18 protein-coding genes are annotated in these 20,423 nt (G+C 66.8%); 6 read left to right on the top strand and 12 right to left on the bottom strand.

Features of this window, described 5'->3' with window-relative positions; genetic code table 11:
* Nucleotides 1-3: 3 nt before the first annotated feature.
* The gene (locus tag E0T84_RS21670; protein ID WP_138745493.1) at nucleotides 4-1,188 is read right to left on the bottom strand and encodes a cytochrome P450; all 1,185 of its coding nucleotides are present in this window, start codon (nucleotides 1,186-1,188) and stop codon (nucleotides 4-6) included.
* Between the two features lie 94 nt (nucleotides 1,189-1,282).
* Between E0T84_RS21670 and E0T84_RS21665 the strand changes: the two genes are divergently transcribed.
* Nucleotides 1,283-1,876 (top strand): TetR/AcrR family transcriptional regulator, encoded by a 594-nt coding sequence (locus E0T84_RS21665; protein WP_138745492.1) that lies wholly within the window; start codon nucleotides 1,283-1,285, stop codon nucleotides 1,874-1,876.
* On the top strand, nucleotides 1,873-3,393 hold the full coding sequence (locus E0T84_RS21660; RefSeq protein WP_138745491.1) for an AMP-binding protein: 1,521 nt from the start codon (nucleotides 1,873-1,875) through the stop codon (nucleotides 3,391-3,393). The genes E0T84_RS21665 and E0T84_RS21660 overlap by 4 nt, the downstream gene beginning before the upstream one ends.
* Nucleotides 3,394-3,734: 341 nt before the next feature.
* Here the strand turns inward: E0T84_RS21660 and E0T84_RS21655 are convergent, their stop codons facing one another.
* The 3 genes from E0T84_RS21655 to E0T84_RS21645 all read right to left on the bottom strand — a co-directional run bounded on the left by E0T84_RS21655 (nucleotide 3,735) and on the right by E0T84_RS21645 (nucleotide 6,201).
* Entirely contained in the window at nucleotides 3,735-4,781 is a 1,047-nt protein-coding gene (locus E0T84_RS21655; protein ID WP_138745490.1) for a hypothetical protein, read from the bottom strand.
* Nucleotides 4,782-4,894: 113 nt separating this feature from the next.
* On the bottom strand, nucleotides 4,895-5,404 hold the full coding sequence (locus tag E0T84_RS21650) for a nuclear transport factor 2 family protein (RefSeq protein ID WP_138745489.1): 510 nt from the start codon (nucleotides 5,402-5,404) through the stop codon (nucleotides 4,895-4,897).
* Entirely contained in the window at nucleotides 5,401-6,201 is an 801-nt protein-coding gene (locus E0T84_RS21645; RefSeq protein ID WP_138745488.1) for an SDR family oxidoreductase, read from the bottom strand. The genes E0T84_RS21650 and E0T84_RS21645 overlap by 4 nt, the downstream gene beginning before the upstream one ends.
* Before the next feature lie 60 nt (nucleotides 6,202-6,261).
* On the opposite strand from E0T84_RS21645, the gene E0T84_RS21640 reads away from it, so the two are divergent.
* Together E0T84_RS21640 and E0T84_RS21635 are read left to right on the top strand one after the other, a co-directional pair.
* A complete protein-coding gene (locus tag E0T84_RS21640; RefSeq protein ID WP_171055133.1) occupies nucleotides 6,262-7,116 on the top strand; it encodes an SDR family oxidoreductase in 855 nt (284 codons plus the stop codon).
* Complete coding sequence (locus E0T84_RS21635; protein ID WP_070946117.1) at nucleotides 7,109-8,401, top strand: MFS transporter; 1,293 nt, start codon at nucleotides 7,109-7,111, stop codon at nucleotides 8,399-8,401. Before E0T84_RS21640 ends, E0T84_RS21635 begins: the two co-directional genes overlap by 8 nt.
* On the opposite strand, the gene E0T84_RS21630 is transcribed toward E0T84_RS21635, so the two are convergent.
* On the bottom strand, nucleotides 8,379-8,774 hold the full coding sequence (locus E0T84_RS21630; RefSeq protein WP_138745486.1) for a DUF4267 domain-containing protein: 396 nt from the start codon (nucleotides 8,772-8,774) through the stop codon (nucleotides 8,379-8,381). The genes E0T84_RS21635 and E0T84_RS21630 overlap by 23 nt on opposite strands.
* Before the next feature lie 120 nt (nucleotides 8,775-8,894).
* On the opposite strand from E0T84_RS21630, the gene aceA reads away from it, so the two are divergent.
* Nucleotides 8,895-11,177: an isocitrate lyase ICL2 gene (aceA, locus tag E0T84_RS21625; RefSeq protein ID WP_070946115.1), complete on the top strand. Its 2,283-nt coding sequence runs from the start codon at nucleotides 8,895-8,897 to the stop codon at nucleotides 11,175-11,177.
* 15 nt (nucleotides 11,178-11,192) lie between these two features.
* Here the strand turns inward: aceA and E0T84_RS21620 are convergent, their stop codons facing one another.
* From E0T84_RS21620 to E0T84_RS21605, 4 genes are all read right to left on the bottom strand, one after another.
* Entirely contained in the window at nucleotides 11,193-11,963 is a 771-nt protein-coding gene (locus E0T84_RS21620; protein ID WP_138745485.1) for an SDR family NAD(P)-dependent oxidoreductase, read from the bottom strand.
* The gene (locus E0T84_RS21615; RefSeq protein ID WP_171055132.1) at nucleotides 11,950-12,951 is read right to left on the bottom strand and encodes a hypothetical protein; all 1,002 of its coding nucleotides are present in this window, start codon (nucleotides 12,949-12,951) and stop codon (nucleotides 11,950-11,952) included. Before E0T84_RS21615 ends, E0T84_RS21620 begins: the two co-directional genes overlap by 14 nt.
* 64 nt (nucleotides 12,952-13,015) lie before the next feature.
* Nucleotides 13,016-14,161, bottom strand: a complete 1,146-nt coding sequence (locus tag E0T84_RS21610; protein WP_138745483.1) for a sulfotransferase — start codon at nucleotides 14,159-14,161, stop codon at nucleotides 13,016-13,018.
* 1 nt (nucleotide 14,162) lies between these two features.
* Nucleotides 14,163-15,038 (bottom strand): SDR family NAD(P)-dependent oxidoreductase, encoded by an 876-nt coding sequence (locus tag E0T84_RS21605; protein WP_138745482.1) that lies wholly within the window; start codon nucleotides 15,036-15,038, stop codon nucleotides 14,163-14,165.
* A gap of 120 nt (nucleotides 15,039-15,158) precedes the next feature.
* Between E0T84_RS21605 and E0T84_RS21600 the strand changes: the two genes are divergently transcribed.
* Complete coding sequence (locus E0T84_RS21600; RefSeq protein ID WP_138745481.1) at nucleotides 15,159-16,112, top strand: LysR family transcriptional regulator; 954 nt, start codon at nucleotides 15,159-15,161, stop codon at nucleotides 16,110-16,112.
* Nucleotides 16,113-16,131: 19 nt separating this feature from the next.
* Here the strand turns inward: E0T84_RS21600 and E0T84_RS21595 are convergent, their stop codons facing one another.
* The 3 genes from E0T84_RS21595 to E0T84_RS21585 all read right to left on the bottom strand — a co-directional run bounded on the left by E0T84_RS21595 (nucleotide 16,132) and on the right by E0T84_RS21585 (nucleotide 20,376).
* Complete coding sequence (locus E0T84_RS21595; protein ID WP_138745480.1) at nucleotides 16,132-17,592, bottom strand: HNH endonuclease signature motif containing protein; 1,461 nt, start codon at nucleotides 17,590-17,592, stop codon at nucleotides 16,132-16,134.
* A 239-nt stretch (nucleotides 17,593-17,831) separates the two neighbouring features.
* Complete coding sequence (locus E0T84_RS21590; protein WP_138745479.1) at nucleotides 17,832-19,136, bottom strand: acyltransferase; 1,305 nt, start codon at nucleotides 19,134-19,136, stop codon at nucleotides 17,832-17,834.
* A gap of 4 nt (nucleotides 19,137-19,140) precedes the next feature.
* Nucleotides 19,141-20,376, bottom strand: a complete 1,236-nt coding sequence (locus E0T84_RS21585) for a hypothetical protein (protein ID WP_138745478.1) — start codon at nucleotides 20,374-20,376, stop codon at nucleotides 19,141-19,143.
* Nucleotides 20,377-20,423: the final 47 nt, after the last annotated feature.

Raw genomic sequence — 20,423 nt, 5'->3', positions numbered from 1 at the left:
CGCTCAGTTCACCACAAGACGCAATGTTTCCCAACCACGCACCGTCGAGGTCGGCGCCAGTTGCGCACTGTCGTAGTCGATCTCCCATTCCGGGAAGCGATTGAGCAACTCGTCGAGCGCGACGCGACCCTCGAGCCGGGCCAGGTTGGCGCCCAGGCAATAGTGCAGACCCTTGCCGAAGGTCAGGTGGCTGATGTTGTCGCGATGAATGTCGAAAGTATCGGGATCGCGGTAACGACGCGGGTCGCGGTTGGCCGCCCCGAACAGCAGCAGCATCGCGCTGCCGGCCGGCACCGTGGTGCCGTCGTAATCGAAATCTCTTGCCAGCCACCGTGCCACGTGCGGGCCGGTGGGTTCGAAGCGCAACGTCTCGTCGACCGCTCGGGTCAGCAGCGACCGATCCTGCTCCACTGCACGGCGCTGGTCGGGATGTTCGGCGAGCACTTTCGCCAGCCAGCCGATGAGCCGACCGGTGGTCTCGTTGCCTGCCCCGGCGACAACCTGGGTGTAGTGCAGGACCTCTTTGCGCTGAAGTTTGCGGGTGACCCCGTTTTCGTCGGTGAACTCGACGTTGAGCAGCGCGGTCATCAGGTCGTCGGAGGGATTGTTCGCCCGCCATTCGACGTAGTCGGCATAGATCCGGCCGTCGGCGATACGGTCGGCCTGCAGCACCTTCATCGGTGCGCCGGGTTTGGTGCGTAGATTCGCGTCGTTGGCGTCGCGAACCCCGACCTGCTCGGATTCCGGTATGCCGAGCAACATTCCGATCACGCGCATCGGCATCATCGACGCCAGTTCGGCGATGATGTCGAAACCGCCCGAGCCGACCAGGGGATCCAGGCAGCGCACACAGAACTGCCGGATCTGATCCTCGATCTCGGCCATCCGCCGCGGAGTGAACACCCGCGACATCAGGCCGCGCAGCAGGGTATGCATGGGCGGGTCTTCGAACATCATCACACCCGGTGGCATGCCGAAGTCGGACTTGACCAGCTCGAGGATGTCACTTCGGCTGTTGGAGAAGGTTTCCCAGTCCGACAATGCCCTCTCGACATCGGCGTGCCGCGAGAGTGCCCAGAAGTCGTACCGCTCGTTGTGATAGATCGGCGCTTCGTCGCGCAGGCGGGCGTACACCGGATAGGGGTCGGCGACGATCCCGGTGTCGTACGGGTCGTAATAGACGGTCATGCCTTCGCCCACCCTCTGCCAACTTTGGGCGATCGCCCAATAACTACACTCAGGCCATGTCTAGCAGCCGCCGCCGCGCGTGGTCAAGGGTGCGATGAGTACGCACAAGGCCCCGCCAGGACGCGATTCGAGCACCCGCCGAGCCTTGATCCGGGCCACCGCCCAGGTCATGCTCGCCGAAGGCTATGCCGCGGCCACGTCGCGGCGGGTGGCCGCGCAGGCCGGGGTGAAACCCGCACTCGTGCACTACTACTTCCCGAGCATGGACGACCTGTACGTGGCGGTGCTGCAGGCCGGAGCCGAGGCCAACCTGAGCACTCAGCAGGAGGCCTTCGCCGAGGACTCTCCCCTGCACGCGCTGTGGGAACTCAACAGCGCGCAGGGCGCGGCGCTGTGGATGGAGTTCATGGCGCTGGCCAACCACCGCAAGGCCATCCGTAGCGAGATCGCCGGCTACGCCGACCGGTTCCGTGACCTCGAGGAATCGGCGATGACCGCTGCGCTGCAGGCCCACGGCGTCGACACCGACGAATTCCCGCCTGTGGTGATGTCGATGATCGTGGCGAGCCTGGCTCGCATTCTGGTGCTGGAGCAGGGTCTCGGTATCAGCCGGGGTCATGAGCAGGCCCAGGACTTCGTGCGGCGGTATCTGGACCGGTTCGACCTTACCCGGGGTGGCCGGGAGTGACCCTTCTACATGAGTTGATCTCGTCGGCAGCCGCGGCTGCGCCTGCGCGTCAGGCCGTGCTGACCGACGACGGAGCCACCGCGACCTTCGCCGAGTTCGATCGCCAGATCCACGGTGTCGCCGGCTGGATCGCGGCTCGTACCGCGCCCGGTGACCGGGTGGCCGTCGTCGCCGACAACAGCGCCGCCTACGCGCAGCTGTACTACGGTGTGCCGCGCAGCGGACGCATCCTGACGCTGATCAATCAACGTCTGAGTCCGGCCGAGCAAGCCGCGCAGTTGACCACCGTGGCGCCCGCACTACTGCTCGGCGACGAGCGCTATCTGTCGGCCCTGGCCGGCACGGAGGCTCCGGTCGAGCGGGCTGTCGCGTTCGAATCCGAGCAGTGGCGGGCGGCTCCCACGTCTGGTCTGCCCTGCCCCGATGTCATCGACCCAGATGACCCGGCCTGGCTACTGTTCACCAGCGGATCCACCGGAACCCCGAAAGCTGTTGTCCACAGCCATCGTTCGATACTCACCGCCGTGTGGGGCTCGGTCGAGGGCCGCTCGGTGCGGCCCGCCGGGGTATACCTGCTGCCATTCCCGATGTGTCACATCGCCGGATACAACATGCTGGTCCAGCATGCGGTGGCCGCCACGGTGGTGCTGTGTGCACAGTTTCGCCCGGACGATTTCGCCGAGCTCGTCCGCAGGCACGAAGTGGCATCGTGCTCACTGGCACCGACGATGCTGCACGCCCTGCTCGGCCATCTGAGCCGCACCGGGACCGGTCTGCCCAGCCTGGAGTCGATCGCCTACGGATCGGCCGCGATGCCGCTGGATCTGCTGCGGCGCGCGATCGAGGTGCTCGGAGTGGACTTCCACCAGGGTTACGGGATGACCGAAACCGGTGGGAACATCACGTTTCTCGGCCCAGACGATCACCGGGCCGGCGCGGCGGGTCAACCCGAGTTGCTGACCAGTGCGGGCTATCCGCACGCCGGCATCGAGATCGGCATCGCAGGCCCGTCCGGGGATCTGCTGCCGGCCGAGCAGGTGGGCGAGATCTTGGTGCGCGGTGCGCAGGTGACGCCCGGCTACTGGCCGCACGGAGCCGGCACCACGAACGGCTGGTTGCACACCGGCGACATGGGCCGCACCGCCGCCGACGGACGGCTGTACGTGGTCGACCGGCTCAAGGACATCATCGTCACCGGAGGCGAGAACGTGTCGTCGCGCGAGGTGGAGGATGTGTTGTCCGGGCACCCCTCCGTCGACCAGGTGGCCGTGGTGGCCGTTCCCGACGACTACTGGGGCGAAGCGGTGTGCGCGGTGGTGGTGCCCGTTCCGGGTCAGCCGCCCACTGCCGACGAACTCGTCGAGCACGTCCGAAACGAGATCGCGGGTTTCAAGAGGCCACGGTTGGTGCTGTTCACCGAGGCGCTACCGCTGACCGGGAACGGCAAGGTCGCCAAGGACCGGGTTCGCGCTTTCGCTCGCGCTGCCGTCGACCGGGGCGGTGCCCAGGACGCATAACGGGTCGGGCTTCATCTGGCGCAGTTCCTCGCCCCGTAGAAGAACGGCTGCGGGTGGTAAGCCGCCGCGACCGCGAAGGTAGCGCCTCATGCTCGCAACGATTGTCATCGTTGCCTCATAGCTGACGTACTGTCCCCCGGGACGGCCGCGGCCAACCCCTCGAACGGCCCCGACACAACGGACGATACGCCCGGTGCGCCAGTTTTCCGGGCTTTCAGTCAAATACCCGAGCAAATCGGATCGCGCGGCAATGCATCCAGCACCCGGGCCGCATTGCGGTGCCAGCGCGCGGCGTTACCTGAACATGCCTGGCGACCATGCCTTGATTCGGGCGGCCCCTGTCACGGCATGGCGGCGAGAAGCCACCCGCTGATGGGATCTGCTGGGGTTGCCGGCGCGGGTGCCGGCACCGGGACTGGCACAGGACCGGGCGATGCGAGTGCGGGCCCCGGCGACGGATCTGCGGCGACGTGGGCGTCGGAGCTGGGCAGGTGTGGTTGGGCGGCGGGCACGTACGCGGCGGGGACACCACCCGGCTGCTGCGCCGGCATGTTCGACACGTCCGGTGCGTGCGCCGGAACCGCCATCTGAACCACCGGAACCGCTTGCGGCACAGTGGTTTGCACAACCGCCACAGGCTGGGCGCGTGGCACGGGAACAGCCGGCTCCACCGGCGGGACATACGCAGGTACCTGCTCGACGTTCTCGACGACCTGCGCAGGGGCCGTCACCTCGCTGGGCCGCATCGTCACAGCCCGTTCCGACAGTCGCGGTGCGGCGACGGTGACCACCCGCGGAGCCGGGGCCGCCGCGGTGGTGTCCTCCTGCTCGCCGGCCGGAGTCGGTGCGGGTTCGGTGAATTGTGAGCCGACCGTCAGCATGCCCGCTGCAACCGTCGCCGCAGCCGCGGCCGCTAGCCGCACCCCTCGGTGCTTACGCGGTGCCGGGCGTCGGTGTGCGACCGGCTCGGGGGCCACTCGGGGGACCGCACCGATCGCGACGGCGTAGGCGGCGGCGCGCGCCTCGCGCAGCTGTGCCTCCATCCCGCATTCGTCAACATCTGCATCGTCGGCCGGTTCGGCGACGATCCGCACATCGTCGAAGCCCGTGGCAGCAAGCCGGTCGAGGAGTCGGGCCAGCTGGTCGCCGGCGGCACCGTCCAAGCCCGAATCGGTCACCCCGACCGCGGCCACGTCCTGGCCGCTGGCGGCGGCTATGGCGCGCGCGCTGCGGGCCGCCGCTGCCGCGCGTGCGGCCACCTGATCGGCAACCTCGACGTCGAACGCGTCGTCATCGAGTGGGCCGGCCTCCGCGGCAGCAGCGTCACCGTGGACAAGTGCCCAGGCGATCGCGTGCGAAGTCACCGACAGGCCGAGCACTGCCTTCACCCTGCGCCCTCATTCCCCTCTTGCGGCCAATCCCCGACCGCGACGAGCGTAAGTCGGCGCTCCGGCGTCGGCATCCCGTAGAAGGCATCGGTAACCGCATGGGCACACAGAATTCACCTGGGTCGGCTGACGGGCTCTCCCGCCACGCCGGCGACCAGCAGTCGGTGCGCGGTCGGGTCACCGTCGAGCAGGCGGCTGGAGCGCCGGGTGATCTGCCAGCGCCCTTCCGTGCGGGCCAGTTCGAAGTGGTTGGCCGTGGCCCGCCACACCACGTATTCACCGGAACCATCGGGCGTTTCGCGGCGAACGAGCACCAGCGACTCGCAGACCGCCACCGCGGTGTCGGCATCGACGGTGACCACGGCAGGGCCGAGAAAGTGACTGCAACCCGTGGCCACCAGGTCGCGGTGGGATGTCGAGCTGACCATCGCGTGGACGTCGGCCCGACTGGCCATGGTCCAGCCCTCGACCTCGTAGCGACCGTCGGTGGCCCACAGCGCGGCGGTTCCATCGGCATCGGCGGCGTCGACGTGCGGGCCGTAGGAGGCGATCAGCCGGGCGATGTCGCGTTCGTCCTCGAGCCGGCGTAGCCGCGCCTCGAGTGCCCGCAGGTCGGAAATCATTGCGGCGCCCGCTGATTGATCAGGTTGCGGATGGCCGCGTCGGACTTCAGTACCACCTGAGCCCGGTCGGGCGCACTGTTCATCTGGGCGCGTTTGGCGTTGCCGCCTGCCACGTGAACCGGCCCCGCAGCGAGATGTTCCAGCCCTTCGGCGGCGACCTCGACCGGGTCGTTGATCCGCATTCCCGGTGCCTCGAAGTTCAGGCCCGCGCGTTCCATGGCCGGCGTGCGGGTCACCCCGAGCACCAGTTCCAGTACGTCGACGTTGTACTCGCGCAATTCCAGCCACAGGCTTTCGGCGAACAACCGGCCGTAGGCTTTCACCCCGCCGTAGACGGTATGCCGCATCGATCCGGCATAGCCGGCCAGAGACCCCACCAGCAGGATGCCGCCCCGGCCTCGCGCGGCCATCGGCCTGCCGAAGTGCTGGACCAGCTCCATCATCCTGGTGATGTTGAGGTCGACGACCTTCTGGAAGTCGGCCAGTGGTGCGTCCAGGAACCGCTCGCTGCAGGTGTTGGCACCCGCGTTGTAGATCAGCAGGCCGACCTCCAGGTCGGCGGTGGCGTCGGCGATCTGCGTGGTCGACGCGACATCCACCAGATCCACCGCCACCGTGCGCACGTGCGCGCCCAGGTCCCGACAGCGCTGCGCGGTGGCCTCCAGCGGGCCGGCCTTGCGCGCCAGCAGGACCAGGTTGAACCCGTCTGCTGCCAGCATGCGGGCGAACTCCGCGCCGACTCCCTCGGAGCCTCCGGCGATCAGAGCCCACGGTCCGTATTTTGCAAGGTCGGTCATCTCTCGGATGCTATCTTTGGCCGCCGGACCGGCCCACGATCGGGCCGCAAGGAGGCGATCATCGGCACTTACGCGGTTACCGGATCCGCATCCGGTATGGGATCACAGGCCGCCGAGCGCCTGCGGAATCTCGGGCACACCGTGATCGGAGTGGACCTCGAATCCGGCGAAGTGGTGGCCGATCTGTCCACGCCACAGGGACGGCGGGCAGCAGCCGACGGTGTGCTGGCGGCATGTGAGGGAGTACTCGACGGAGCGGTGCTGGCCGCCGGGCTGGGCCCCGGGCACGGCACCGAACGCAACCGCTTGATCGCCGAGGTCAACTTCCTTGGCGTGGTGGAGCTCCTGGAAGCCTGGCGACCCGCCCTGGCCGGCGCAGACCGTGCCAAAGCCGTTGTGATCTCCAGCAATTCGACGACCACCGTACCGATCGTCCCCCGGCGCACCATTCGGGCGCTGCTGGCGCGTGACACCGACAAGGCGGTGCGTTCGTTGCGCCTGCTGGGTCGCAACGGGTCGGCGCTCATGTACGCGGCCTCGAAGATCGCGTTGAGCCGCTGGCTGCGGAGCAACGCGGTCACCGCGGCATGGGCGGGAGCGGGGATCCGGCTCAACGCCTTGGCCCCCGGGGCGATCATGACCCCGTTGCTGGAGGCCCAACTCGCCGATCCGCGCGAAGGTCGCGCCGTACGGTCGTTCCCGGTGCCGGTCGGCGGCTACGGCGACGCCGGTCATCTCGCCGACTGGATCTGCTTCATGCTGTCAGACTCGGCCGATTTCCTTTGCGGCAGTGTGGTGTTCGTCGACGGTGGCTCCGACGCATTCTTCCGCCCCGGTGATTGGCCCAAGGCCGTGCCGCTACGGCGTCTGCCGCAGTATCTGTGGCGGTTCACCCGCGGCGTGCGACATGGGTGACGAGGTACACGGACCCCGCCGGGCCTGGGCCGCGGTCGCGTTGCTGGCCCTGGTCGGAACCCTCAATTACGTAGACCGGTTCCTGCCCTCGGTGCTGGCCGAGCCCATCAAACACGAACTCGCACTGTCGGACACCGCGATCGGAGTGATCAACGGGTTCGGGTTCCTTGTCGTGTACGCGGTGCTCGGCATCGCGGTGGCCAGGCTCGCCGACCGCGGCACCTACGGCGCGGTGGTGGCTGCCTGCCTGACGCTGTGGGGCACCATGACCATGCTCGGCGGCGCGGTGCAATCGGGATTTCAGCTCGCCCTCACCAGGGTGGGTGTCGCGGTGGGCGAGGCGGGCAGCACCCCGGCCGCGCACGCCTACGTAGCCCGCAACTTCGCCCCGCAGCGTCGTGCGGCGCCGCTGGCAGTGCTCACCTTCGCGATCCCGCTGGCCAGCGCCGCCAGCCTGATCGGCGGTGGGCTGTTGGCCGACAACCTCGGCTGGCGAACGGCTTTCGTGGTGATGGGTGCGGTCAGCGTCGTGTTCGCGCCGCTGGTGCTGCTGCTGGTCGGGGTGCGGCAGTCGCTGCCGGTGGCACCGCCCCAGGAACAGGGCACGCAGGCCAAGTGGTGGGCACTGTTGCGCAAGCCCAGCTTTTTGGCACTGGTCTGCGGTACCGCGTTCATCGCGGCCGCTGGATATTCGCTGACCACGTTCACCCCGGCCTTCCTGATGCGGACAAGGTCCATGACGCTGAGCGAGGTCGGCTGGGAATACGGCGTGGCCACCGGGACAGCCGGAGTCCTGGGACTGCTGATCGTGGGCCGACTGGCGGATCGACTGGCCGCGCGCGATCCGCGGTGGCTGCTGTGGATCGTCGTGCTGACCACAGCCCTGCTGCTGCCGGCCTCGGTGTTGGCGTTCACGGTCACCAGTCGCACGGCATGCGTGTGGTTTCTGGCGCTCAGCTACATCATCGGAACCTCGTACCTGGCCCCGTCGATCGCGGCCATCCAGCGGCTGGTGGTGCCCCGGCAACGGGCGACCGCATCGGCCATCTTCCTGTTTTTCAATGCCACCCTGGGAGCGGTCGGTCCCTTCGTCACCGGCCTGGTGAGCGACACGCTGACCCCCGATCTCGGCGCACACGCACTGGGCCGGGCCCTGCTGATCTTGGTACCCACCCTGCAACTGGCAGCCATGGGCTGCTATTTCGTGGCCACCCGCTGGTACCGCAGCGACATCGTCGAGGAGGCAGATCTCGCGGCCCGGGCTAGCCTGCAGCCGGATCCTTAGCGCGCTGCCGGCCGCGGGTGGCGCCCCACAGCCCCACCGCGATGCCGACCACGGCACCCCCGAGGCCGATGACCTGCTGTGACCGTGGCAGCCGATCGTGTACCGCCATCCCGCCGAGCAGGTCGGCGGCGTCAGCGCCGCCGGACGCCAGGAACCAGCCGCGGGTGTCCTTGCCACGCGCTCCCGCGGCAAGGAGCAGCCCGCCGATCAGTGCGTCGCGGTATCCCATCGACCGCCACATCAGCTGCGCGGTCGCGTCAGGTGCTTCCCGTCCGCCCCACCAGCGGTCCGCCCGCTTCGGGACGACGAGAAACGAGACACCCGACGCGAATCGGATGGCGCCGGCGGCCAGCGCGGCCCGGTCGATCGACATGCGGTGCAGCCTAGGACCCTCGGGCCCGCCGCACGGGGAAGTCCTGAGAAATCTCCCAACCGGCTCCGGCGTCACGACTTGCCAGCAATGATTGGGGTACCCGAGTTCAGGAGCGCACACATGGCCACAATGGAAGCCAACGCACGAACCAACTCGTCATTCGAGAGCGATGTCGAGGCCACCCAGGCATACATCGACAGTCCCCGCTTCGCAGGCATCACCCGGCTGTACTCGGCGCGTCAGGTCGCCGAACAACGTGGCACGATTCCGTCGGACTATCCGGTGACCCGTGAGGCCGCGACGGATTTCTATCTCTATCTTCGCGATCTGTTCGCCCAGAAGCAGAGCATCACCACCTTTGGGCCGTACTCGCCGGGTCAGGCGGTGGTGATGAAGCGGATGGGGATCCGAGGGATATATCTCGGTGGATGGGCCACCTCGGCCAAGGGCTCCATCAGTGAAGATCCCGGGCCCGACCTGGCCAGCTACCCGCTGAGCCAGGTGCCCGACGAGGCTGCCGGGCTGGTGCGCGCACTGCTGACGGCCGACCGCAATCAGCAGTATCTGCGGCTGCGGATGACCCCCGAACAGCAAGCGGCCACCCCGGCGGTCGATTACCGGCCGTTCATCATCGCCGACGCCGACACCGGCCACGGTGGCGATCCGCACGTCCGCAACCTGATCCGCCGCTTCGTCGAATCCGGGGTCCCGGGATATCACATCGAGGATCAACGGCCGGGCACCAAGAAGTGCGGGCACCAGGGCGGCAAGGTGTTGGTGCCCTCGGACGAGCAGATCAAACGGCTCAACACCGCCCGGTTCCAGCTCGACATCATGCGGGTGCCGGGCATCATCGTCGCGCGCACCGATGCGGAGGCGGCCAACCTGATCGACAGCCGCGCCGACGAGCGTGACCAGCCGTTCCTGCTGGGAGCGACGAACCTGTCGGTGCCCACGTACAAGTCGTGTTTCCTGGCGATGGTGCGGCGGTTCTACAACCAGGGGGTCACCGAGCTCAACGGACACCTGCTCTACGCCCTTCCCGAGGGCGAGTATGAGACTGCCGAGGCCTGGCTGCAACGCCAGGGCATCACGAACACGATCGACGAGGCCGCCAAGGGTCACCGGACCGGTGACTCCGTGGATGCCATGTTCGACAAGGTCGAGTCGGCGTTCGTCGAAGCGTGGCAGGACGACGCCGGCCTGAACACCTACGGTGAGGCGGTCGCCGAACTTCTGGAATTCCGGGAACGCGAGGGCGAACCGGCCGCGATGAGCGCTGCCGACTGGCGCACGTTCGCCGCTCGCGCGTCGCTGTACACGGCGCAGCAGAAGGCACACGAGTTGGGCGCCGACGTGGCTTGGGACTGTGAGCGGGTCAAAACCCCCGAGGGTTACTACCAGGTGCGCGGCGGCATCCCGTATGCGATCGCGAAGTCCCTGGCGGCAGCGCCGTTCGCCGACATCCTCTGGATGGAGACCAAGACCGCCGATCTGGCCGATGCCAAGCAGTTCGCCGACGCCATCCACGCCGAGTATCCCGACCAGATGCTGGCCTACAATCTCTCGCCGTCGTTCAACTGGGACACCACCGGGATGACCGATGACGAGATGCGGGCCTTCCCCGCCGAACTCGGCAAGATGGGGTTCGTCTTCAACTTCATCACCTACGGCGGCCATCAGGTCGACGGCGTGGCGTGCGAGGAGTTCGCGACGTCTCTGCAGCAGGAGGGCATGCTGGCGCTGGCCCGACTGCAACGCAAGATGCGGCTGGTCGAATCTCCTTACCGCACACCGCAAACCCTGGTCGGCGGGCCACGCAGCGACGCCGCGCTGGCCGCCTCGTCGGGTCGCACCGCCACCACCAAGGCGATGGGTGCGGGCTCCACGCAGCATCAGCACCTCGTCCAGACCGAGGTGCCCAAGAAGCTGCTCGAGGAGTGGCTTGCGATGTGGGGCGACTACTACAAGATCGGCGAGAATCTGCGCGTTCAGCTTCGGCCGCGTCGCGCCGGCTCGGACGTGCTCGATCTCGGTATCTACGGCGACGGTGCGGAGCCGCTGGCCAACGTCGTCGTCGACCCCATCAAGGATCGGCATGGCCGCAACATCCTGACGGTGCGCGATCAGAACACCTTCGCCGAGAAGCTGCGCAAGAAGCGTCTGATGGACCTCATTCACGTGTGGCTGATCCACCGGTTCAAGCCGGAGATCGTCTACTACGTGACGCCGACGGAGGACAACGTCTATCAGACCGAGAAGATGAAGGCGCACGGCCTGTTCAGCGATGTGTACCAGGAAGTCGGCGAGATCATCGTCGCCGACGTGAACCAGGACCGCATCGACGAACTGCTGGCACCCGACCGCGAGGCGCTGGGCCGGTTGATCCGCAAGGAGGACTGAGGTTTTCGCGGTGCGTCACTGCCGCATGTGCGACGCACCGCCGATGTACCACGTCTGGCCGTTGATCCATTCGGCGTCGTCGGACAGCAGGAACGCGGTGACGGCGGCCAGGTCGGCGGGCCTGCCGAGCCGGGTGACCTTGGCCGCCATCAGAAACATCTGCTGGATCTGCTGATCGTTCTGGCGTTCCTGGGTCTCCCCCATCACCAATCCAGGCATGACAGCGTTGCTCCGAATACCCTTGGCCCCGTAGTTGTTCGCCACATGCCGGGTGAGCTGGTTCACCGCGGCTTTGGAGGCATTGTAGGCCACGTGCATCGGATCGGTGCCCAGTGACCCGCCCGATGAGGTGTTGACGATGCTGCCGCCGCCGGCGTCGAGCAGGTGCGGCAGCACGGCACGGATGGTGCGCACGAAACCGAGCAGGTTGACGTCGAGGGTGCGGCGCCATACCTCCAATGGGGTGTCGAGAATCGTGGTGTCGCGACCGAGATTGTGCTCCGACAGGTCCGCACCGACGTTGTCCAATCCGTGGACCGCGCCGAACTCGGTGATCGCGGCGTCGATCAGGCCACGGACGGAATCGTCGTCGGCCAAATCGAATTCGACGGCAATCGCGGCGCCGCCGGAGGCGGTGATGGTCTCGACGGTGGCTTTCGCGCCTTGCATGTTGACGTCACCCACCACCACTGCCGCACCCTCGGTGGCCAGACGTTTCGCGGTGCCGGCACCGATCCCTGTGGCTCCCCCGGCGATGATGAACGTCTTGCCCTCAAGCCCGAGCATCGCCGAGGTCAATCTTCTCGATCGGGTTCGAGCGCTCGAGCATGCCGTAAGTTTCCTCACCGTCCCAGCGATAGCGCACCCCGGCCTGCTGCAGGGCCGGGAAGTTCGGGTTCTCCTTCTTCATCTCCCGCACCGAGAAGGTGTTGTCGTTGTGGTGGATATCGTGGGTCGAGAACACCGTTTCACCGTCGATGTGCACTGTGCCGTCGTCGGTTTCGAGCACCACGGAGACGTCCTCGCCGACTGACTGCAGCTTGGTCAGCCAGGGCGCCTGCACCGCCCGGGCCGGGATCAGATCGCCGTCACCGGTGAAGAGGTAGCCCTCGTTGAACGTGGGCTGACCATCGTCGCGCGGCGGGTAGGCGATGTAACCAAATGCCTTGCCACTCGGGAACACCGCCGATTGCCAGGCATGTCCCCAGAAGCTGCCCAGCTTACGCACCCCCTGCCGACGGATTCGCAGACCACTGCCGGTGAAATCGTGCCTGTTCCCGTTGATCGTCACCGATCCGTGGGCCCGGAACAGTTGCTCGTAGCGCGGCCCGCCCATGAGGTCGCCTTCCACCGAGTTCTTGATCTGTTCGCCGGCGTCACGCTGCAGCGCGCCCTGGATCCAGGGTGGGACAGCCATCTTCGCCTCGACGTGGAACTCCACATCGACCAACGGCCCGTCCGATTTTCCGGCGACCAGGTCGGCCGAGGACGTCTCGACGGCCTTGCCCGCGTATGTCATCGTCCACGTCTCGAACGGCTCGACGCACCGGAAGGCCAGCCCGCCCGCGCCGAGAACGGTGGGCTTGCCATCGGGTCCTTCGGGTGGCAGCGACGGCCCACCGTCACGCAGGCGGTACACCCGCCCGTCCGGAAACGCGAGGTTGATCTGCATCTCGTGGTTGTCCCAGTTTGCGGCGACCGCCTCGATCCCGATGCGGGGCAAACCGATCTGGCCGCGATCGTCGACGGTCCAGAAGCTCACCGAATCCCGCATTTCGGGATTGTCCGGGCGCTGCGCGAATACGTACTCGCGGGACGTGTCGATTCCGCCCGAGAGGTCAATGGCCATGCGAACTCCTGTTCTCGTGGGTGGTCCAAAGGGAGACACGTTCGGTGTAACGCGCGAAGCGGGGACGCACCTGTGCAAGGTCGATCTCGAACAATGCCGGGTCGGCGTGGGAGCTGGGTTCCCGTTCGGCCGCGGCCTGAGCCCACCAACTGTCCATCCGCTGCGCGAATTCGTCGGTCATCTCCATACCCAGCCAGCTGTACAGGCCGCGGACTTCACCGATGGGGTCGGTCTGCATCGCCCGAAAATCGATGTCGTAGAACCGGTCCTGGATGTTGGCCGTGCGGAACTGCAGTGCCCGGTCCATGCCCAGCGACCAGTGTTCGACGTTGAGCCGACCTATGTACGGCCGGTCGATCTGATCAGTGAACGTACCGATGATGTCAGCGTAGAGATCGGCTACCGACAGGATCACGTCGGTGGGATCCCGATGTGTCATCACGAATCGGGCATCGGGAAAAACTTGGCTCACCGCGTCCAGCCACAGCACATGCGAGGGACACTTCAGCCGCCATGGCCGCGCGGGCTCGCCCCACTGCAGTAGCTTCATCACCCGCCGCTGGTACGCCAGAGTCGTTGTGAGATCGGCCTTTTCCACGAGCCAGGAAGAGTACGTCGGGACCTGGGCGAAAGACTGGAACAGGTGGGATTTGAAGTCGAGAGCCATCAGCTCGTGGCATTCCATCGGACCGTGCGTGTCGGTGGGAACGTGATATCGGGTGCCGACCATCTCGCCCTTACCTTCGGGCGCCCCCGACTCTGCCCGCGTCGACGGCGGCGGACATGGCTGCGCCGATTCCCACTTTCGCAGGTAGCGCACTCCAGGGTCCTGGGCGAGCAACATCGACAGCGCTGTGGATCCGGTGCGCGGCAGACCCAGACCGATGACGGGCGCGACGACCGGCACGTCGTCCATCTCGGGATGGCGCCGATACCAGTCTTCGACCTGTAGTCGCTGCGCGAGATATCCGATGATTCGCGGATAGAGAAAAGCCTCGCCGCGCGCGTTGAGTCGGGCCTCGGTATCCAGGGACTCCAGCAGGATCGCCAGACCCTCCGCGAAGGAGTCGTCACCGAAGTCCGTCAGGCCGGTCTGTTCTACCGCCTTTGCCTTGATGTCTGCGACGGTCGGCATGTCAGTTCATCCACTGCCCGCCGGCGACGTCAATTGTCTGGCCGCACAGATAATCGGCTGCCTCCGAGGCCAGGAACGCCACCATGTTGGCCGCTTCCTCGGGCAATGATGCACGCCCAAGCTGCACTTGCGTGGTGATCGCTTCGAGGATGGCGCCCCGGCCGGCGAAATGCGCCGGTGTCTTCGGGTCGAGGAGGTACTCCATCATCTCAGGTTTGATCATGATCCCGGGCGCCACTCCGAGCACGTTCACCCCGCGGGAGGCCACCTCGTGGGCGAGATTGCGGGTGAAGCCGACGACGCCTGACTTGCACGCGTTGTACACCACCAGGCCGCGTTGCTGGATCCGGCCACCCACCGAGCCGATGTTGATGATCTTGCCGGAACCTTGCGGCAGCAGGAATTCCAGCGCGGCATGGGCGCCGTACATCATCATCGTCAGGCTCCCCAGCACGGTGTGGTCGATGTCGGCCTTGGTGTGCTTCTCGAACGGGCCGCCGACGACCATGACGGGGTTGTTGACCATGATGTCCAGCCCACCCAATGCGTCATGCGCGGCACCGACCGCGTCATGTACCTGGTCCCAGTCGGACATGTCGGCCTTCACGGGATGGGCGTTGACACCCCACCGCTTTTCGATCTCGGCGGCGCGGCGCTCGACCTTCTCGAATGTGCGCCCGATCAATGCCACGTCGGCGCCCAACCCGGCCAAGCGGTTGGCGATCGCCTGGCCCAGGCCATCACCGCCGGCGCCGGTGACGAAGGCCTTCTGGCCCGACAGATCCATCAACTCGGTGACGCGTTTGTCGATGATGTGCCGAGGCAGGCTGTCGAGATTCAAAGCGGCGATGGCGTCGGCATCGTCGTGGACCGTCATGGGGTGTCTCCTCTCACCATGGCTTGTCTGGAGACGCTAGGGCCCCGGCCGAGTGGTGAGGTAATACCGATTTCGGCATCCAGTCATGCCGATATTCGATGGCTGGTATATCTCGAACCGATGGATACCCACCGGCTCAAATACTTCTTGCGCATCGCCGAGGAGCGCTCGATCACCCGCGCGGCTGCGCTCTTGGGTATCGCGCAACCGGCCCTGAGTCGTCAGCTACAACTGCTCGAAGATGACCTCGGCGTCACGTTGTTCACGCGTACCCGTCGCGGTGTTGAGCTGACCGAAGCCGGCGAACGACTGCGGGTATCCACCGCGGGGCCGCTGCGGCAGTTGGAATTGGCCGTGCAGTACGCCGGCACTCCGTTGGCTCGGCTCGACCGCACCTTGCGGCTCGGGTTGCCCGAGACGACCGTCGACCTGCTGGCCGCACCACTTCTCACCAGCCTGACCACGGTGTTTCCGGAGGCGACGTTCTCGGTGACCGTCGGGAGCACCGACCAACTCGTCGAAGCCATGCTCAAAGGCGCGGTCGACGTGGCGCTGATCAACCCGGTCCCCGATGAACGGGTGTTCTACCGAGAGTTGTTGGCCGAACAGCTGTTCCTGATCGGTGGGCCCGAGACGAGTCTCGAATCCACCCGCGCCGTCGCATTCGCCGATGTCGTCGCACTCCCCCTGGTGGTACCGCGCTCATCCTCGGGCGTCGGTGTGGCGCTGCAGAATGCGGCGCTGCGCGCCAAGGTGACTTTCAGCCATCGTACGACGACCGACTCCGTTGCCGTGATGAAGAACGTGATCGAGGCGGGCATCGCCTTCGGGATCCTGCCCCGCTCCGCCTGCAGCCGCGAAATCGATGACGGGCGTTTGCGATTCGCGTCCATCGCCGACACCGCACTCAGCCAGCGCATCGGCGTCGCCGCAACCGAGCAACTCGATCTGCCGCGCGAGGTGAGCGTCAAGATCGGCGACACTATCCGCGAAGAGGTGACGATGCTGATCAAATCGGGCGCGTGGAGCGCGGACCTGATCGCCGCCTCGGAATGGAATCCGATGCGCGGATAATCCGAGAAGACGGCCCCGCTCAGAAGGGTGGTGGTGGTCCGTATTCTTCGGCGAGCCAGGCTTGGTAGTCGTGTTCGGTTTGGAGGTCGTTGTTGAGTTCGGCGCGTAGCCGGCGTTCTTCGTTGATGCGTTCTTGACGGTCGTGTTCGCGGGTTTTGCTGCGTTTGGGCATCTTGGTGTCGCGGTGGGGGCTGGGTGGTTCGGGTTCGGGCAGGTTGAGGTTTCCGGTGGGGTGGGCCAGGGTCGGAAACATCCCTGCCCCGTGGGGTTCGGTGAGGTAGGTGTGGCCGGTGGGTGCGATGACTATGACTGTGCCATCGGGGAGTTGGCGGTCGGACCAGCCCGGGCAAAACGTTTTGACCAAGTGGTGGGCTCGGCAGTAGAGCTTGGTGTTGGACGGATGCGTCGGGCCTGCGGGCCAGGGTGCGGTGTGGTCGATGTCGCAGCGTTGGGCTGGGGCGTCACAGCCGGGGAAGCGGCAGGTGAGGTCGCGCCAGCGGATGAATTCGGTGAGCGCGACCGAGGGTCGATACCGCGGCTCACCCACGCTGGCCTCGGTGGGCTCCTCGCCGGGCTCTGGCTCGGGTACGGGTAGGGGTTTGATTTTGGCTGAGCGGGCCAGGTCCCGCACGGTCTCGGCGGGCAGGATCCCATGCCCGGGTAGATATCCAGGATCGTTCGAGGTGCCGTCGAGGGTGGTCTGGTTGGCCAGCACGTGGATCACCGCGGCATCGGCGGCCGCCCGCTTCTGGCCGGCGGCACAATCCTGGCGTCCGCACCGGCAGGCCAGTTGGGCTTGCCCGCGGGCCACCGGCCCGACCGCATCAGCACGGCGCTGCTCATGGGTACGTGGATCATGCTCACACACGGTGCCGGCCACGGCATCGAGGCGCTGATTCAACGCTGCCCCATCGGCCGCGTCCAGATTGGCCCAGATGGTGGCCTTGCCGGGGCTGCCCGCCTCGATCTGCACGAACCGTTCCTCGGTCAGATCCGGCGGGACGCGCACTCCGTTGGGATCGAGTTTGGCGACCCACTGATCGATGCGGTCGCGCAGTTGTCGTTGCGAGAACCGCATCCACCGGTGTGCGCGGGCGGCCAGTTCGGCATCCAGCCCGGCCCACACCGACCGGTCCACGATGCCGGTGCGGGCAATGATGGCGCACACCACCCGATAATCGATCTCCCCGACCGCGAACCGGGCGGCGACCAGCGGGAGTTTGTCGCGTAGCACCCGGGCGTGATGCACCTGGGTGCCGGCGCGGCCCCGGCTCAGCCGCATCGCCGCGGAGACTTCGGCGCACACTTCCTCGAACGGATCGGTGCGCCACAAAATGCTGTCGATCAACTCCTGTTCGCGCAGGCTGTCCAGCGCCCCGATCGCGGCCAACCGGCCCGCGATCGCCACCGACTCCGCCCGGGTGGCGGCGCTGATCGCATCGATCAGCGCCACATCGGAAACAGCATTCGGATCGAACACATGTTCGATGCTACACCCTTCCACTGACTCAAACTTTTTGGCAGGGTCGCCACTTGTGGATAACTGCGGCCACGGCACCTCAGGGCCGTTGCCAGATCCGCAGTTGCACGGTGACTTCGGCCAACGCCAACTTCAGCTGTTCGTTTTCGATCTGTCCGGATCCCAGTGAAATCTCCTCAGTCCAACGGAGTCGTCGAACGGTTCTTCGGCGCCCTCAAATACGAGCATCTGTTCCGCGGCTACATCGGCGACAGTGCTCGTCCGGCACTCACCCGCGCAGCGATGCACGCGATCACGAACCCACCGAGGGCCGACCAACCCAGCACTCCGTCGAGGCCGTTCTTGGCCATCAGCGTCAACGCGGCGCCGGCGACGCACAACAGCGCGCCGGTCAGCATCGACCGGATGCCGCGGACCTGGACCGCATCGTCCCACCACGGCAGCGGGCGGTGCTCCAACGGTGACAGCAGCCGGAAGGCCACTGCCATGAGGACACCGAAAACGACTGCACGCAAAGCCAGATGAGCCCAGAAGCCCGGTGCATGAGGATCGAACGCGTCAAGGCCGAGCGCGTGCAGACTGAACGCGGCAATCGCAATCACTGGGATGTGCCACAGGTACAGCGTCATGGCTCCCCCGTTGCCGGTCGCCACCCAATGCCAGACCCGCGGACGGGCTGCCCAGCGCCGGATCGGATCCGCGGCCGCGATGAACAGACACGGCATCCAGGTGCAGTGCAGCGCCAGCAGCAGGGTGGGCGGTGACACATTCGAGATGTGCTCGGTCCCGGTGACGACGAGGGAAACGTCGTAAATGCCGGTGAGAGCGAGGATTACCTGTGCGGCGAAGGTGACGACCGCGATCGCCATCGCACGCTTGGCACAAATCAGACGGCGTGCGTAGGCCACCCCGATCACCACGGGAATCAACCAGACGATGACCAAGTTGGCAGTGCCCGCCTCGGGGGTGCCCACGGCGAAGCGGATCGCATCCATCGCCCCCGCCGCCGCGAGGAGTCCTGCGGCCGACAGCGCCAGCGCCCGGCCGGTACGCAGGCGCATCAGCGCCGGGACGAAGGCCAGCACCACCAGGTAGACACCCAGGAACCACAGCAGCGCCACGCACTCGCGTCCGAGTGCCGCGGCGGACTCGGCCCCCATCGTCGCGTGCACCACGAGCAGGATCACCGACCACGCGGCCAGGTACCAGAACACCGGACGACACAGCCGCTGGGCACGGGCAAACAACCACGCGCCCCACGAGCGACCGGCATGCCAGCTGTAGGCCCCCGCGGCCCCGCCGGCGAGGAAGAACAGTGGCATCACCTGCAGTACCCAGGTGATCGGGGCCAGCGCAGGCAACGCGCCGAGGATGTTGCCGACCCGCACGCCCCCGGAATCGATCGTGGCCAACAGCAGCGCGCAGTGCCCGAAGATCACCACCAGAAGCGCACCGAGTCGGGCTACGTCGACCGCGCGGTCGCGGTCGGGTTTGGCGCTGAGCGTCACGGCATCTGCCGACGGCACCACATCGGGACTTGGCATGGGTTCAGTCTGCCGGGCGATGGACCGGGTTGGGATGGGTAGTCCTACCCTGTTTTCCCGGTTTTGGCCACAACATCACACCCGCCGCGAGCAGCAACGCCGAGGGCACGGCCCACACCACAAACCACGCCGACCGTCCCGAACCTGCGTTCAGCGCCGCGTCACCCATGGGCACCGTGCGCGCCCACCCGATGAACGCATCAGCCACCGGGAGCACACCGAACAGGTACCGGGTGGTGCGCAGCCCCACCGGCAGTCCGATCAGCTCGACCTGCCGGGTCAGCCGACCGGCCAGATCCCGGTCGCCGTTGGCCCGAGCTGCCGCCAGACCGACCGCCGATGCACTCAGGCTCACCCCGAAAATCAGCGGCCCGCTGTCGACGTCCGCGGAACCGCTGGCGCCGGAGGGGTACTCCAAGACGCCGACCAACCCGGCCTTCCTCGTGACGAACCGGGAAGAAAACCGCTGCCACTGATCATCTTTGGCTCCGACCACGTCATCGACCGCGGGCCAGAAAGTCTGAATGATGGCCTGGGAAGACCCGCGCGGGCCGGTCAGCGCGCCGGCCCGGTGATCGACTCGGTGTGGCAACAAGCCCGTGTCCGGATCGGCGGCGACCAGTGCCCGCTCACGCCAGTGGGCAAGGTCCCTGTGCCACGGCAGTGCAAGCAGTGAGATCGCTTCGGCGAGCGCTCCCGCTGCCACAACCGAATCACACGGCCAGAACTGGCCCGGATAGCTGGCCGGAAACGGTGAAGTCGATTGTCCCAGAGCTGAATGCACGATATCGGCCCGTTCCCGCACCGCCGCACGATCCGCATCGGAGCCCGAAGCCTGCGCAATGGCCACAGCCAGGGCCAGTGACCAGCCTGCCGCGAAGATCCCGTGGTCCGGGACCATGCCGCGACCGAATACTGCCAGGGATTCCGGGGTTTCGATGGCGGCGAGCCGGGTTCGGGCCCGAGCAAGGTACTCGGCGGATCGAGGGACTGCTCCGAGCTGCGCAGCCACGTGAGCCTCGGCCAGGCCGGCCAGCACCCTGGTGAAATATTCGCCTTCCGGGAACAGGCCCTGCATCTCGGTGTCACGCCCGGATGCCAGGGCTGCGTCGAGGAATCCGAGCTGGCGTTCGGCGCGGTCGGGCAGCGGGCCGAACCCGGCGTAGAGCACGTGGGCCAGAGACACGAGTCCGAGCACTATCGCCAGCGTCGCGGCCACCGCCCGTGCCCGTGTCACCATCCTGGGGAGTTTAGGCTCCAACGAGCCTGGCACGCGGTTGCTGGAGC

Origin of the sequence: Mycobacterium sp. DBP42, from assembly GCF_005924235.1 — a bacterium.
Lineage (GTDB): Bacteria > Actinomycetota > Actinomycetes > Mycobacteriales > Mycobacteriaceae > Mycobacterium > Mycobacterium syngnathidarum.
Note: the sequence above shows the minus strand (reverse complement) of the source record. Positions and strands in the feature narration are given on the sequence as shown.